11 protein-coding genes are annotated in these 15,663 nt (G+C 47.0%); 3 read left to right on the forward strand and 8 right to left on the reverse strand.

What is annotated here, in order from left to right:
- Positions 1-40: 40 nt before the first annotated feature.
- On the forward strand, positions 41-3,421 hold the full coding sequence (locus tag DWW91_RS06475; RefSeq protein WP_122327275.1) for a glycoside hydrolase family 2 TIM barrel-domain containing protein: 3,381 nt from the start codon (positions 41-43) through the stop codon (positions 3,419-3,421).
- 860 nt (positions 3,422-4,281) lie between these two features.
- On the opposite strand, the gene DWW91_RS06480 is transcribed toward DWW91_RS06475, so the two are convergent.
- The 4 genes from DWW91_RS06480 to DWW91_RS06495 form a co-directional block, all read right to left on the reverse strand.
- Positions 4,282-5,139, reverse strand: a complete 858-nt coding sequence (locus tag DWW91_RS06480) for a TIGR01777 family oxidoreductase (RefSeq protein ID WP_046144992.1) — start codon at positions 5,137-5,139, stop codon at positions 4,282-4,284.
- A gap of 62 nt (positions 5,140-5,201) precedes the next feature.
- Positions 5,202-5,828, reverse strand: coding sequence for a hypothetical protein (locus DWW91_RS06485; protein WP_122327276.1), 627 nt, complete (start codon positions 5,826-5,828; stop codon positions 5,202-5,204).
- Between the two features lie 2 nt (positions 5,829-5,830).
- Entirely contained in the window at positions 5,831-6,814 is a 984-nt protein-coding gene (locus DWW91_RS06490; RefSeq protein ID WP_046144993.1) for a TlpA disulfide reductase family protein, read from the reverse strand.
- A gap of 36 nt (positions 6,815-6,850) precedes the next feature.
- Positions 6,851-7,624 (reverse strand): EFR1 family ferrodoxin, encoded by a 774-nt coding sequence (locus DWW91_RS06495; RefSeq protein ID WP_010802453.1) that lies wholly within the window; start codon positions 7,622-7,624, stop codon positions 6,851-6,853.
- 99 nt (positions 7,625-7,723) lie between these two features.
- On the opposite strand from DWW91_RS06495, the gene DWW91_RS06500 reads away from it, so the two are divergent.
- Complete coding sequence (locus DWW91_RS06500; RefSeq protein WP_228100000.1) at positions 7,724-7,969, forward strand: hypothetical protein; 246 nt, start codon at positions 7,724-7,726, stop codon at positions 7,967-7,969.
- 99 nt (positions 7,970-8,068) lie between these two features.
- Here DWW91_RS06500 and DWW91_RS06505 read toward each other — a convergent pair whose 3' ends face one another.
- From DWW91_RS06505 to DWW91_RS06520, 4 genes are read right to left on the reverse strand one after another with little or no spacing between them, the layout of a single operon-like run.
- Positions 8,069-9,325, reverse strand: a complete 1,257-nt coding sequence (locus tag DWW91_RS06505) for a TolC family protein (protein WP_122327277.1) — start codon at positions 9,323-9,325, stop codon at positions 8,069-8,071.
- A 15-nt stretch (positions 9,326-9,340) separates the two neighbouring features.
- Positions 9,341-12,451 carry an efflux RND transporter permease subunit gene (locus DWW91_RS06510; protein WP_122327278.1) on the reverse strand — a complete coding sequence of 1,037 codons (3,111 nt, stop codon included), beginning with the start codon at positions 12,449-12,451 and terminating at the stop codon, positions 9,341-9,343.
- Positions 12,452-12,456: 5 nt separating this feature from the next.
- Positions 12,457-13,566 carry an efflux RND transporter periplasmic adaptor subunit gene (locus DWW91_RS06515; RefSeq protein WP_122327279.1) on the reverse strand — a complete coding sequence of 370 codons (1,110 nt, stop codon included), beginning with the start codon at positions 13,564-13,566 and terminating at the stop codon, positions 12,457-12,459.
- 45 nt (positions 13,567-13,611) lie between these two features.
- Positions 13,612-13,965 carry a hypothetical protein gene (locus DWW91_RS06520; RefSeq protein WP_233584434.1) on the reverse strand — a complete coding sequence of 118 codons (354 nt, stop codon included), beginning with the start codon at positions 13,963-13,965 and terminating at the stop codon, positions 13,612-13,614.
- Positions 13,966-14,109: 144 nt separating this feature from the next.
- Between DWW91_RS06520 and DWW91_RS06525 the strand changes: the two genes are divergently transcribed.
- Positions 14,110-15,663, forward strand: coding sequence for a M28 family metallopeptidase (locus DWW91_RS06525; RefSeq protein ID WP_122327281.1), 1,554 nt, complete (start codon positions 14,110-14,112; stop codon positions 15,661-15,663).

A 15,663-nucleotide genomic window follows, 5' to 3' on the forward strand; every position in this document is an offset into this window, starting at 1 on the left:
CCTATTTTTTATCAGATACTACCAACCTAAATAAATACAAATGAAACACTTGGTTAAGAAAGCAATGCTCACCGGAGCATTCGGTTGCTTCCTTTTGGGTACTGCATTGGCTGATAATGCGACTGCATCCCAGGACACGAAGCCTTACTGGCAGGACGTTCAAGTCGTTGCCGTAAACAAAGAACTGCCACGCAGCTCATTTATGACGTACGGCGACCGTTCGACAGCCCTTACTTCACGTTTTGAAAAGAGTCCCTACTATTCATTACTGAACGGAACCTGGAAATTCTATTTTGTAGACTCCTACAAAGATCTTCCGGCAAATATCACAGATCCTTCAACAAGCACTTCTTCCTGGGATGATATTACCGTGCCGGGCAACTGGGAACTTCAGGGACATGGTACAGCCATCTATACAAACCATGGCTACGAGTTCAAACCCCGTAACCCGCAGCCTCCGCTATTGCCGGAAACAACTCCGGTAGGCGTTTACCGTCGTGACTTCGAAATCCCGGCAAACTGGGACGGACGTGATGTGTATCTACATATTGCAGGTGCCAAATCAGGTCTTTACGTTTATGTGAACGGCAAGGAAGTCGGTTACAGCGAAGATTCTAAAAATCCGGCAGAGTTCCTGATCAACGACTATCTGCAACCGGGAAAGAATGTTCTTACTCTGAAGATATTCAGATGGAGCACCGGTTCATATCTGGAATGCCAGGACTTCTGGCGCATCAGCGGTATCGAACGTGATGTATTCCTGTGGTCACAACCCAAGATTGCAGTAAACGATTTCCGCGTAATCTCTACCCTGGACGATACTTATAAAAACGGTATCTTCAACCTGGCCGTAGACATCAAAAACCATACGAAAGCAGCAAAAGACATCACTGTATCTTACGAACTGCTGGATGCAAAAGGACAGACTGTTGCAACCGCCGACAACAAGTTATGGGTCGGAGCCAACAGTATCAAGACAGCTTCTTTTGAAAAAGAGTTGAACGATGTCGCCACCTGGAGTGCAGAACATCCGAATCTTTATAAACTGTTGATGACGGTAAAGGAAGACGGCAAAGTAACGGAAGTCATTCCTTCGAACGTTGGTTTCCGCCGCATCGAAATCAAACCGATCGACCAGATTGCCGGTAACGGAAAGCCTTACACCGTACTGTTGTTCAACGGACAGCCGATTAAGTTCAAAGGGGTGAATATCCACGAACATAACCCACTGACAGGCCACTATATGACAGAAGAACTGATGCGTAAAGACTTCGAACTGATGAAGAAAAACAACATCAACTCTGTACGTTTGTGCCACTATCCGCAGGACCGTCGGTTCTATGAACTCTGCGACGAATACGGATTATATGTCTACGATGAAGCCAACGTGGAATCGCACGGTATGTATTACAGCCTGAGCAAAGGCGGTTCGCTGGGTAACAATCCGGAATGGTTGCTGCCGCACATGGACCGTACGATGAATATGTACGAACGTAACAAGAACTATCCGTCAGTAACTATCTGGTCTTTGGGTAACGAAGCCGGTAACGGATACAACTTCTACCAGACTTATTTATATGTAAAGAATAAGGAAAAAGGAGCAATGAACCGTCCGGTCAACTACGAACGTGCTCTTTGGGAATGGAATACCGACATGTATGTACCGCAGTATCCGAGTGCAGGATGGCTGGAAGAAATCGGAAAAGAAGGTAGCGACCGTCCGATAGCTCCTTCCGAATATGCCCATGCCATGGGTAACTCGACCGGTAACCTTTGGGGACAGTGGAAAGCTATCTACAAATATCCGAACCTCCAGGGTGGTTGGATTTGGGACTGGGTAGACCAGGGACTTCTTGTTAAGGATGAAAACGGCAAAGACTATTATGCATACGGTGGCGACTTCGGCGTTAATATGCCTAGCGACGGTAATTTCCTTTGCAACGGTATCGTAAATCCGGACCGCACTCCGCATCCGGCCATGAAAGAGGTGAAATTTACACATCAGAACGTTGGTTTCGATGCCGTGGATGTAGCTAACGGTGTGTTTAAAATCACGAACCGCTTCTACTTCACCAACCTGAAGGATTATACGATTACATATACTGTAAAAGCGAACAACAAGGTAATCAAGAGCGATAAAGTTTCACTTGACCTGGCTCCGCAGGCTTCACAGGAAATCACTGTTCCCGTAGCAGGTCTGAAACCACAGGCCGGCGTCGATTATCTGGTTAATTTCGTTGTTACTTCTAATAAACAGGAAGGTGTAATTCCTGCCGGTTACGAAATCGCCCAGGACCAGTTCCGCTTACCGATAGAAGCCGATAAAGTTGCTTATAAGGCAGGTGGTCCTAAACTGGCCGTATCAGAAGAAGGTGATAACGTGAAAGTAACTTCTTCCAAGGTAAACTTCGTGTTCGACAAGAAGTCAGGCGTTGTTAGTTCCTATAAGGTGGGCGGCACGGAATATTTCAACGAAGGTTTCGGTATCCAGCCGAACTTCTGGCGTGCTCCTAACGACAACGACTACGGAAGCGGTAACCCGAAACGTTTGGAAATATGGGAACTGTCAAGCCGTAACTTCAACGTGACTAAGGCTGCTGCCGAAATCGTCGACGGAAATGCCATCGTAAATGTGGAATATAAATTACCGGCCGGTAACGAATTCCTTATCACTTATAAGATTTATCCCGACGGTGTAATGAATGTGGCTACCCACTTCACCCCGGCTCATCTGGATGGCGTAAAGATTGGAATCTCCGAAGCGACTGCAACAGCTACGTTCTCACCCGGACGTGACAAAGTCAGCGACCGTGACAAAATGGTCGTTCCCCGTATCGGCGTACGTTTCCGTCTGCCGGTAACTATGGACCAGCTGGAATACTTCGGTCGCGGACCAGTAGAAAATTATTGGGACCGTAAAGCCGGTTACATGATCGGGCAATACAAGAGCACGGCAGAAGAGCAATACTTCCCCTATGTTCGTCCACAGGAAAACGGCCACCACTGCGATACCCGCTGGCTCGCATTAGGCGGTAAAGGCAAGAACCTGTTAATCGTTGCTGACGATGATATGGAATTCAACGCCATGCGTAACTCCGTGGAAGATTTCGATGCTGGTAAGACAACCAACCGTCCGTACCAGTGGAACAACTTCACACAGGAAGAAATCAACAACCGTCCGAACATCGGTCCGTACGATAAACCTCGCCAGACACACATCAATGATATTACCCCGCGTAACTTCGTTGAAGTATGTGTTGACCTGAAACAACAGGGACTGGCCGGTTACGACAGTTGGTATTCACGTCCTGAACCTGAATATACATTACCTGCTGACAAGGAATACAAGTGGGGCTTCACTTTAATCCCGGCAGAAAATGCCAGCAGCGCACAAAAGAAAGCGGGCTATAGCTACAAATAAATAAAGCAATCATAAGATAGAAAGGGGACTCTGTACATTCAGGGTTCCCTTTTTATATTATGTGAATTCGGTATAACTAATTTAGAAATAATTGAGTTATCCCGTTCCCGTGCTTGACACGGGATCGCAAAGGCACAGACCGTATCCTATAATATCTTTTGATACCGCCAGTTCTCTTGCGGCCCCGTGTCAAGCACGGGGACAGGATAGCTCATATCTGATAATAACTGAAACAAATTAATTCCGCGAACAGGTAAATAAACAGAATAGAAAGATACTACACAAAGTTTTATATATTTATCTGCCATCTGCAACCAATCCATATAACACACTGTATATATGCCACATAGATGGTGACAGATGCCTGATTTTATCTGCAACCACATCTGCCATCTACCACTCTTTAATTGATATTATTCTGAAGCGTTTACTATATATGCAGGTGACAGATGGCAGATACAGTGGCAGATAAACACACTGCATCTGCAACCACTAATTCATTGGTAATTAATAATATATCTGAGATAGTGACAGATGGCAGATGTTTTTGTAAAACATTACGTATTATATTTGTATCAGCTTAGAGAAATTGTCACAGAATATTATCTCAGAGGTTACTACTTATTATCACCAAAGTCACTGCTAACTAATGCATGAGTCGTTAGTAAGTATTACTACCCTGTACAGGATAGCCGATTACGGTGTACAGGTTGTTCGACTAAGGTGTACACCCTAATCCACCAGGGTGTACAGGATAATTTTACTGAGTCAGGACTTTAGAGATAAAAGTTAAGGAGATATGTAATAGTTTATCCTTTACTTCTTTATAATAGATGAAAGAAGTAATCTTTCCGTGCCTACTACATCATGAAACTAAGTAACGCCAGCCGTATATCCGAATAACGGAAAACATACCCTGCTGAAAGTAACCGCGCCGGATAAGCCTGTTGTCCTTTGGTGATTAATTCTTCTCCTTCTCCATAAAGATACCTGAATACTCTCCGGGGAAGGGGTAACCATGCCGGGCGGTGCATCACTTCGGCAACCACCTTTGTAAAAGCCCGGTTCGTCAGTGGTTGGGGAGCAACCAGGTTGACAACTCCCGATAAATCCTTATGTTCGATAATAAACTGCATGGCATGCAGCACATCTTCTATATGTATCCAGGAGAATCCCTGTTTGCCGGAAGCAATCTTTCCTCCGACAAAAAAGCGGAATGGCAGCAACATCTTAGGCAATGCCCCTCCATCCTTTGACAATACAACCCCAAAACGGACTACTACCAACCGGATGTCTCTCGACAATTTCTGCGCCTCATCTTCCCAACGGATACAGACATCAGACAGGAAACCCGTTCCCACAGACGTGCTGCTTTCCGAATAAATACCGCTATCCGGATAAATGCCGACGGCTGATGCGGAGATAAATACTTTCGGCTTCACCTCCATTTCATTGATGATAGATACCAGCCGCCTGGTAGTATAAATACGGCTGTTCATTATTTTACGTTTGGCTTTCCTTGTCCAACGCTGGTTTATCGTAGCTCCGGCCAGATTGATTACAACATCACATCCGGTCAATGCCTGTTTCAGCTTTTCGTCCGACCTCGAACGGAACATCGCATGTTTCAAAGGGACAACGACATCTCCGCCGGCAGATAAAAACTCTGTCAGATGCTGTCCTATAAAACCTGAATTACCGCTGATTGCAATTCTCATCTCCTTCTTCTTCAATATTATTCTTCAATAATAGAACAAGAAGGGTTTATAGTTTGTTGTAACTAGTTGGATGACAATTGTATTAAAGGTTGTAATTCTTGTTCAAAAATTTCTTTACTGATGATACGGTAATGCGGAGAGTAACTGTCTTCAAACGCTTTACTGTGATGGCCGACATATTCGCCGCGTTCCAGGCGGTCGTCAATCTCTTTCCTGTCATTCTCATAGTCCGGCAAGGATAGGTTCATCGAACGGATAATCCCCTCAATCCGGTTCCATTCTTTTTGCCATTCGGCTACGGTAACCGGACGGATGCCGTTCACACTACGGATAAAAGCATCAAAAAAGATCTGGTAAGGAATCTGTCCGTTCTTTATCACCGATAAGTTTACCCGGTAGAAATTACCCTCCCAACCGGTCGGCTCTGCAATCTCCCCTTCTGTTTCCGTATAGGAAACCATTTCGCGGCGAAGATAATTACCGGCGGCTGTTGTGTCGCTAACGATATGCCCCGGACCGAACTTATCCTGGAAAAAGTTCTTGTACAAATCTTTCAACGTTGATTTCGGATACCCCTGCATCTGCCGTTCGACGGCAGAGCGGACGGCCTTATCAAAGTCAGTCTTCTCCGCCGCAGAAACCCACAGGCAGAGAAGACAGAAAAAAGAAATAAGCAGATTGCGCTTCATGCTTATTTGATTACTTCTTTTAATGTATTAGGCAAATCTTCGCCAGTGATATTCTTGGCGATGATTACACCGTCAGGATTGAGCAATACGTTTGCCGGAATGCCGCGGACACCATACAAGGCAGGTATCTCCGAATCCCAATACTTCAAATCGGAGACGTGTGTCCAGGTCAGGTTGTCATCGGCGATGGCCTTCAACCATTTGTCTTTGTTGTTATCCAGGGAGATACCGATAATCGTAAAGTTCTTATCCTTGTAATCCTGGAAAGCCTTCACTACATTCGGATTCTCACGACGGCAGGGAGGACACCAGGAAGCCCAGAAATCAAGTAATACATATTTACCACGGAAATCGGACAGAGAGACAGCCACACCGGCTGTATCCGGCAAAGAAAATTCGGGAGCCGTCTTGCCAATCTGCACATTTTCCAACTGGCCGATGATGCCATCCAGGTCTTTTACATAAGGACAGTCGGCCAGCGTCGGAGCTATCTTGGCACGGGTCGCCTTCAACTGGTCCAACGGAAGCTGATAGGTAAAATAACGATACAGGTAGAAAGCCGCAGCCGGCGAATCCGGGTACTTGCTTATCAGGCTATCTATATCGAAACCTTTCTCAAAGACCTTACTCTGGTTTTCCTGGAAAATCGTATTGACCGGAGAGTTCTGAACGATAATAGTCTCGCCGTCATTTCCGAGCGTCACGTCCATATTCGTATTCTCAACAAAGAGTTGTACCGGATAATTCATATCCTCGGTAGCCAGGCCATACAGCAGGGGCTGGCTCACTTCTCCCTTGAATGTGAATTTACCATCCTTAATATCGGCGGTATCCACATCGAAGAACATTTTATTACGGAACGTTTTCAGGTAAATCTTACCGTCAGGCATATTCTCCACGACTCCGTTTATCACATAACCTTTAGGCGTTTCCTGGCAACTTGCCAACAGGAACACAGCCATAACCATCATTACTAGTTGTTTCATTTTGCTTTACTTGTTTTTATAGTTGACAGGCGCAACTTATTTAACATCGGGATGATGATACCTTCCTTTCTTCAGGGTAATCTTGCCATATTCTATGGCACGTACCGGACAACGGTGAATGCAGGCAACACATTGCACACAGGTATCCGACCAGACAGGCTTTCCTTCGGACAACGTTATGGTCCCGGTCGGACAAACTTTCTCACACAAACCGCATGAGATGCAGGCATCCGTTACCCGAAAGGAGTTCTTCCCTATGGCAAAATTAGCAAAAAGAGGATATATCCAGTAGCTTTTGAGTCCCGGCAGACTTCCTTTATTGTATAAATTAACGTTTTTACTTTCGCGGATAGCAGCAGCGATAGCAGCGACGGCGGCGGGCGCATCTTCCAGTTTCTGTCTTTCGACTTCCTTGCTGTCTACGTCAAAACCAGGCAGGAGGATATAGTTATTCGGCATAATGACCGAGTAACCGGCCATAAGCGTTATCCCTCGTTTAGACAAGGCTTTCTGCACCCTGTCAGCGGTATAACCGCATTCGTCGCCACAGGTGGAAACGGAATATACGGGTTGCTTATCGTAGCCGGTCAGCTTCAGTTTCGAGATAAAACGGGTAACAGGGACAGCCGGTCCCCACGAATGTACGGGATAGACAAACAGCACTTTCTCATCTTCCCTGAGCGGACAGACAATTTCCTTTTTATTGGTTTTTAACTCCTCCGCTATCGAAACGACAGGTTCTCCCAACGCGATACTCAAAGCATTCGCCACCCAACGGGAGTTTCCGGTACCTGAAAAGTAAAATATCATACGCGTATCTCTGTTTTGCCCACAAATGTAAATATAATTCAGAACTAATATCTTATCTTTGTCAAATAAGAAAACCTAAGAAGATATATTATGACAACAATGGAATTAAATTTACGGAAACAACACTTTACCCAGTTCATCCTTTCGATGGATGAAGAGGAGTTTACTGAATTGGAGAAATATGCTAAAACATTATCTCTAAAAAAGGCTGCATCTAAAAGTAAGCCCTACCCATGGGCTTTATCTGAAAAAGAATTGACATCTTGTGTTAGGGAAGCCAGGGAAGATGTCTTGTATGGACGTTGTATTTCTGACGAAGACCTGACAAAAGATTACCGTATTTGATACCCGGCAAGCCCCTGATAAATTAAGGAGTTTACTCAATCTATAAACCGAAAAGCCCCGATGTTCGTTATCAGGGCTTTTCGATTTATATCCAATTTCTTACAACTCCACATCCCAAACCCCGGCACTTTTCTCCAGCTCCACCAGTGCCGCACTGTAATTGAAGAGTGTTTCTATATACTGGGCCTGCACATCATCATACGTCCGCTGGGCATCGAGTACCTCCAGGAGGGAGACTTCTCCACGGTTATAGCTGTAAATCTTTCCGTCGATTACCTCCCGGGCGGCATGAAGCATACCGTTTTCATAATGACTGACCTGTTCTGTCAATGACTGATAACTCCGGTATGCCTGTATAACTTCCGTCTGTACCTGCAACAAAGCCTGCTGATACTGCGTCTCGGCCTGCTGTTCACGGAAACGGGCAGCACGGACAGTCCCCTTATTGAAGTTGGAGAACTTCAGGGGAATGGCAATCCCGGCCGTCACCCCGGTAAAGGGCGGTGCCGGGGCCTCCTCATTATGCACCCGGGCATTCTTACTGATGGCAATAGACAGGTCGACATCCGTATTCCGTTCCCGCCGGGTCGCTTTCAGGGCACGGGAAGCGACTTCCTTATTCTTCATGGCCGCTACCAGGTCGGCACGATTCATCGAAGCAGTGGAAATCAAATCAGCAAGCACAAAATCACGGGGTGAAATCCGCAATGAAGCATCGGGGACGTACAAGGTATCGAGGGCAACCGAGCCGGTCAACAGGTTCAGATTAGAAAAAGCATTATGCAAATCGGTTTCCGCCTGCAATAATTCATTTTTCAATATCCCTGCCTCCAGACGGCTCTGGATAGCATCAATCTCCATGATTTTCCCTAAAGTAAAACGGACACTGTCGCTCTCTGCCAGCTGCCGGATATTCTCATAGGCGTTCTGTTTTACCTTATATAATTCATATTGTTTCAACGCCTCCAGGTAGGAAACGGTTGCTTCGGCACGCAGGTTACGGAAATAATCGGCAAGGAGTGCCTTTGTCAACTCGCTTTCACTACGGGCCAACGCCATATTCGCTCCCCGCTTTCCGAAAGAAAACGTTTTACTCAGTTCAACCTCCACTCCTTCTCCCATTTGCAGACTTCCGTTCTCGTTGTTGAAATAAGAGACGGACAGGTTCGGGTCGTTGAATACTTTCGACGCAACCACTTCCGCCTCGGATACATTCAGATTCAGACGTTCGGCTGCATACTCCAGATTCCCTTCCGCCACCTTCTCCATATAATTGCGGTAAGAAAGGGGAACCATTTGTTGTGCACTGCCAGCCAGGCTTCCGGCAAGCAGGCACATTGTTATATAATGTCGCATAGCTACTATTTTTAATCAGACATTCGTATTCTTTACATCAGAAGATACTATCTCTTCATCCAGATAATGCTTTTCCACCAGATAGTATAAGGCTGGAAGCACATAAAGCGTAATAACGGTCGCAAACAACAGTCCGTACACAATCACCGTCGCCAGCGGACGTTGCACATCGGAACCGATACCTGTACTCAACGAGGCTGGCAGCAAACCGAGCACAGCCACCGTTGCCGTCATCAGAATCGGGCGGAAGCGGTGTTTCGCCCCGGTTATGATTGACTGCTTGAAACCACGGTCACGGCTGCGCAGGTTATTGATATGCGAAATCATAATCACACCGTTTTGTATAGCGACACCAATCAAGGCTATAAAACCGACGGCAGAAGAGACATTCAACGTCATCCCCCGGACATTCAATGCCAGCATCCCTCCGAAAAGGGCCAGGGGAACCACACACATCATCAGAGCAGCCTGGCGGAATTTTCCACAGGCGGCAAACAGCAACAGCAGCATAATGCCCAACGCCAAAGGGACTACTGCCGCCAGGCGGTTATAGGCACGGTGCTGGTTCTCGAACTGGCCTGCCCATTGCAGATGGACGGTGTCGTGATTATAATCTATGTCGCGGTCAATCAACCGGTTCGCTTTATTCAGAAACTCCGTCAAATCCACACCACGCAGGTTGACATGGATGGTCAGGTGACGCTTGTTCATCTCACGGGAGATTGTACTGGCACCGGTTGTCATTTTCACTTCGGCAACCTGCGAAAGCGGTATCTTTGCTCCGGCCCCATTCGTCAGTAAGAGATTGCCGATACTTTCAGGCGAGTTACGGCTGGCATCGTCGAAACGGCAAATGACGTCATAACTTTTACTGCCGACAAAGATTTGCGAGATGGCCTTTCCCCCGATTGCCAGTTCAATCATATCGGCAACATCGGAGAAGTTCAGACCATATTGGGCAATACGGTCGCGGTCGGCAATAATCTGCAACTGGGGTAACGGCGGTTCCTGGTCGATAGCCACGTCGGCGGCACCGGGAATCGTTCGCAACACATTCACGACCTTATCGGCTATATGGCGGGTATCGGTAATATCATCTCCGTAAACCTTTATCGCCAGATCGCTGTGAGCACCGGCAATCTGGTCCATGACCATATCGATAATCGGCTGGGAGAAGCTGACGGTATATCCGGGCATAGTCAACAACTTTTCAGACATTTCCTCGATCAGGTCCGCCTTCGTCTTGCCGAATTTCCAGGTGTCGTAAGGCTTCAACCCTACTCCGCATTCGATATGTGACAACGAGAAGGCTTCGGCTCCCTCATCGTCGCGTCCGACCTGTGTCATGACATAAGAGACTTCATCAAACTGTTTCAATGTTTTGCGAAGCTCCGCTCCCATCGCCTTCGACTTCTCGATAGAGATACCCGGAGGCAATTGCACCTGTACCCAGATAGCCCCTTCGTCCAAAGGCGGAAGGAAATCTTTTCCTACCGTATAACTCAATACGCCGGCTGCCACCAGAATAAGGAACAAAGGTAACAGGACCCGCTTCGGTTTCTCCAGCAAAGCAATGATTTGCCGGTTATAAATCTCACCTAACTTTTCAAGCCAGCGGTTATGATAAATCTTCCTGGGTTTGTAATAAGCATAGAAAGCCAGGCCCGGTATCAGGAACAACGCCACAGCCAATGCCCCCAACAGGGCATAACCGACCGTATAAGCCATCGGCGTAAAGAGTTTCTTTTCGATATGCTCAAAAGCAAACAGGGGAAGATAAGCGGTGATAATAATTAATGTAGAGAAAAAGATAGGGCGGGCCACTTCGGTTGCACGGCGCAGGATTGAATCTTCCGTCAATATTTCATCGGGATGCCGTTCGCGCTTCTTCAGAATTGTTTCCATCATCACGATAGCCCCGTCTACCAGGATACCGAAGTCGATAGCTCCCAGCGAAAGCAGGTTGGCAGGAATATCGGTCAGTTGCATCAGGATAAAAGCAATCAGCAACGACAACGGGATGGTCAGGGCAACCAGCAAGGCGCCACGCCAGCTTCCGAGGAACAGGATGAGCACCAGTACCACCAGCACCATACCTTCAAAAAGCGTATGGGAAACCGTATGCAATGTCGTATCCACCAGGTTCGTTCGGTCCATAAAGACATGCAGGCGGGTTCCTTTGGGAAGGGTTTCATTATTCAGTTCGTCGACCGCCTGATGCACTCCTTCCAGCACCTGCGAAGGATTCTCTCCGCGAAGCATCTGGACGATCCCTTCCACCCCATCGGAATAATCACGGACGCCGTCGTAGAATCCCAATACCCCTTTACGTTCCAGACTACCATATTTCAGGGTTCCCAAATCATCCAGGTAGACAGGTACACCGTCCTCGGTCTTGATAACGATACGTCCCAGGTCCTTCAGGTCTTTTACCAGTCCGATACCGCGAATTACATAACTCAGGTCGCCACGGCTTAACATACTGCCGCCGGCATTCACATTATTCTTTTCTATCTTCTCGGTGATATCGCCCAGCGTCACATTATATTGTTCCATCTTGTGCGGGTTCACTTCTATCTGGTATTGGGTAGTGATACCGCCAAAGTTGCTGACATCGGCCACTCCCGTCACTTGCTTCAGACGGGGGATGACAACCCATTTATGCAGGTCGGTCAGTTCGCGGATATCGAGTTGGTCGCTTTCCAGTACATAACGGAAGATTTCACCGGTAGGCGAAGTCAGCGGGTTCAATCCCGGAACGGCATCATAAGGAAGTTCCACGTCTACCAGGCGTTCCTGCACACGCTGACGTGCCCAGTAATCGTCGATACCGTCATCAAAAACCAGCACAACGGTCGAGAGGCCGAAAGTATTCTTACTTCGCATCACATTCAGTCCCGGCATCCCGTTCATCGCCCTTTCGATAGGGATACTGATTTGCTGTTCTATCTCTTCCGCCGCCAGTCCCGGCACCTGGGTAACGACCTGGACGGTCGTGTCGGCAATATCCGGATAGGCATCAATGGCCAGTCGGGTCCACGAATAATATCCCACTACAGCAAGAAACAGGAATAATACGAACATCAGCCCCCGCCGGTGTATCGCAGTATATATTATCTTCTTCATAGGATTTATCGCGCATCAAGTAAATAAAAGGCTCCGGTAGTTACAATCGTATCGCCGGAGTTAAGTCCGGTCAGGATAACCGTTTTGCCGTCTTCTGTGACAGAAGTAGTTACCTTCTGTTTGCGATAGGCATTGTTCCCCAATGAGACAAGCACATAAGCGCCTTCCTCTTCCTGAAGGATGGCAGATGTCGGGATACGGATGACATCGGCACTTCTGTCGCACAGCTTAACCGTCCCGTACATAGCCGGCTTCATCAGATGGGCACTGTTGTCACATTCGATGAGGACTTCAACCGAACGGGTATCTTCGTCCAGCATTTCGCTGACATGATAAATCTTTCCGGGCAAAGGCAGGTCGGGCATGGCAACCAGACGAATCTCTACGCTGTCCAGCGATTGTATCATTCCCATATCCTTTTCCTTGACATGGGCAGCCACCCATACTTTATTCAGGTTGGCTATCACGGCCACGGGTTCGGCATCTTCCTTGATATACTGGCCGATGACAATACGGTCGGTCACTATTTCGCCCGCTATCGGTGAGCGGACAATCAAAGGTTGTCCCAATACCAGGTCTTCCGGTTCTATCTGAAAGACCTTCAAAGCGGCAACAGCATTTTCATAGTCTTTCTTCTTCAATTCATAATTGACTTCCGCTTCTTCCAGTTCTTTCTGTACGCCGACCTTATTTTGCAGCAGGTCTTTTTCGCGTTTCAGGCTTTTCAGGGCCAGTTCCATCTCCTGTTTAGCCTGATAATACCCTTTTCCCGTCTCAAAGAAAGAAGGAGAACTTATCTCAAAGACCGGACTTCCGGGCGTCACCTTCTGCCCCAACCGTACGAATGATTTGGAGATACGTCCGGCAAAAGGGGAAGCAATCTCGGCATAATTGGAGGGGATAGCTTTCACCACCCCCGAAGTGGAAAACTCCAGGCGGTAAGGTTCTTTCTTCACTACGTCTGTTTTCAACCGGGATAAGATAGGTGATTTATCCCCTATTTGTATCGTGTCGCCCCGTAAAGTTACGGCAATAGCAACCTCATCGTCCTGCTTGTTCTGGTTGCAGGAACATAATACCATTGCTGGAAGCAATAGCATAAGTAATTGTTTCATATTGATTTTCTTGTATTAAATAATTCTTTTCTTCGTTGCTGGTAATTATTTAATACAGAAAGGCGGGGCGCGGAGGCTGATATTACGTACTGAACGTAAGGGAGTTATATACTTGTGTTGTTGAATGAACACGGAAAGAAGTACCCAGGCTGTCACCAATGTGAGACACAAGGCAGCAGCCTCCATCATGATATCATCCAGTTCTTCAATCGTATTAAAAGCGGACGAATTATGCGTATGATGCGGCAAACCGTCTGCTCCCGGAAGGAAGGGATGGGAATGGGTAATGGAATAAGTCGGGAAATAATGGGTATGGGTGAACGCAGTACCTCCTACATAGTAACTCACAAAGAGTACTATCAGCAGATATTTTGCTATGGTAGTAAAGATAGATTTCACATGCTCCCGATTTGGACACAAAGGTATCTATTTATTTTGGTAATACTTTTACAAAAAGGGAACGATTCTGTTATTATTTTCGGCTTTTCATTTGGTACACATTATTTTTATCCATTAATTTGCAAGACTTAAACAAACATTGATATGAAAAGGACTATACTTCTCTTCGCAACCATGGCCTGTATGACCATAACTTCCCTTCCGGCACAGGAGGCCGCTGTAAATAAAATCATTGAAACCGGACGTTCCGATAACCAGGTCATGAACCATCTGGACATACTGACCAACCGCTTCGGCGGACGCCCTATCGGTTCGGATGCCTATGACAACGCCACCGAATGGGTTGCCTCCAAGTTCAAAGAATGGGGGCTGGAAGTGGAGTTACAGGAAGCCGGAACTTTACCTGTCGGATTCAACCGGGGGCCGTGGTTCGGTAAGCTGCTTGGTGAAAACGGGATGGAGTTGCATTTCGTCACCCCTTCCTATACCTCCGGAACGAAAGGACTTCAACGGGGACATGTACTGCTCGAGCCTCTTACACAGGATGAGTTCGACCGGATAAAAGGACAGTTGAAAGGCGCCTGGGTACTGGTAAATGGCAAAAACACGGGCTGGCCAATCAATTGGTCGGCAATAGCAGACTATGACCGTGCAGGTGTTATTGCAGAAAACAACACAATCGCTCAAAAGAACCGTGAGATAATGAGGGATAACTGGGTAAATAAAAAGAATACCCCCTTACTGCCTTTAAATGATGAAAAGCCGGCTCTCTTTTACAAGGAAATGTGCGAAGCCGGTGTCTTAGGTTTTATCCAGTCGGCTTCTGTCCCACTGCGTGCACTTTATGATAAGAATGTCGTATTCGATAAGGACATGACCATCGAGAAACTACCGACCGTACCCGATATCAAACTGGATGAACATCAATACGCCATCATCAAACAGATGGTAAAAGAGCGTCGTTCCTTTATGCTGGAGTTCGATATACGTAACCATTTCCGCCTGGGACCGGTCAAATATTATAATGTAATCGGTTCCATAAAGGGAAGTAAACATCCGGGGGAATATGTTATGCTGAGTGGCCACCTCGATTCTTTCGATGTTGGAACCGGTGGGGTCGATGACGGTTCAGGCGTTACCCCTGTTATGGAAGCCGCCCGTCTGATTGCCACGTCGGGAGCAAAACCTAAACGTACGATGCTTTTCTGTGCTTTTGCAGGTGAAGAGTTCGGTTTGCTAGGTGCACAGGCTTGGGTTAAGGGGAATCCAAAGAAGATGGATAAAATATCGAATCTGTTCAACCGTGACGGCGGACCTACTCCTCCGGTGGGTATTAGTGTGCCGCAAGCCATGTATGATGATTTTGTGAAGATATGCGAACCGGTAAAGAAGATTAATACCGAATATCCGTTCGAAGTCAAAGTAGCCGAACCGCGTAAACAGCCGACCACCATAGGCGGTACGGATGCTTCCGTCTTTGCACTGGATGGCGTACCGACCATCGGCTTTATGGAGAAAGACATCAAAGGTTATAACTTCAGCTACGATGAGATATGGCACACGGAACGCGACTTATACACCAAGAGCATTCCTGAATATCAACAACATGCTGCAACGGTCATGGCTATTGTCGGCCTGGGAGTAGCCAACCTCGACCATCAGTTATCACGCGAAGGATTATATCTGAAAGAAGAATAA

The organism is Parabacteroides sp. AF17-3, from assembly GCF_003635445.1.
GTDB lineage: Bacteria > Bacteroidota > Bacteroidia > Bacteroidales > Tannerellaceae > Parabacteroides > Parabacteroides goldsteinii.

Coding starts and splice junctions, on each gene's coding strand:
- DWW91_RS06475 (WP_122327275.1), top strand. CDS start 41: ATGAAACACTTGGTTAAGAAAGCAATGCTCACCGGAGCATTCGGTTGC.
- DWW91_RS06480 (WP_046144992.1), bottom strand. CDS start 5,139: ATGAGAATTGCAATCAGCGGTAATTCAGGTTTTATAGGACAGCATCTG.
- DWW91_RS06485 (WP_122327276.1), bottom strand. CDS start 5,828: ATGAAGCGCAATCTGCTTATTTCTTTTTTCTGTCTTCTCTGCCTGTGG.
- DWW91_RS06490 (WP_046144993.1), bottom strand. CDS start 6,814: ATGAAACAACTAGTAATGATGGTTATGGCTGTGTTCCTGTTGGCAAGT.
- DWW91_RS06495 (WP_010802453.1), bottom strand. CDS start 7,624: ATGATATTTTACTTTTCAGGTACCGGAAACTCCCGTTGGGTGGCGAAT.
- DWW91_RS06500 (WP_228100000.1), top strand. CDS start 7,724: ATGGAATTAAATTTACGGAAACAACACTTTACCCAGTTCATCCTTTCG.
- DWW91_RS06505 (WP_122327277.1), bottom strand. CDS start 9,325: ATGCGACATTATATAACAATGTGCCTGCTTGCCGGAAGCCTGGCTGGC.
- DWW91_RS06510 (WP_122327278.1), bottom strand. CDS start 12,451: ATGAAGAAGATAATATATACTGCGATACACCGGCGGGGGCTGATGTTC.
- DWW91_RS06515 (WP_122327279.1), bottom strand. CDS start 13,566: ATGAAACAATTACTTATGCTATTGCTTCCAGCAATGGTATTATGTTCC.
- DWW91_RS06525 (WP_122327281.1), top strand. CDS start 14,110: ATGAAAAGGACTATACTTCTCTTCGCAACCATGGCCTGTATGACCATA.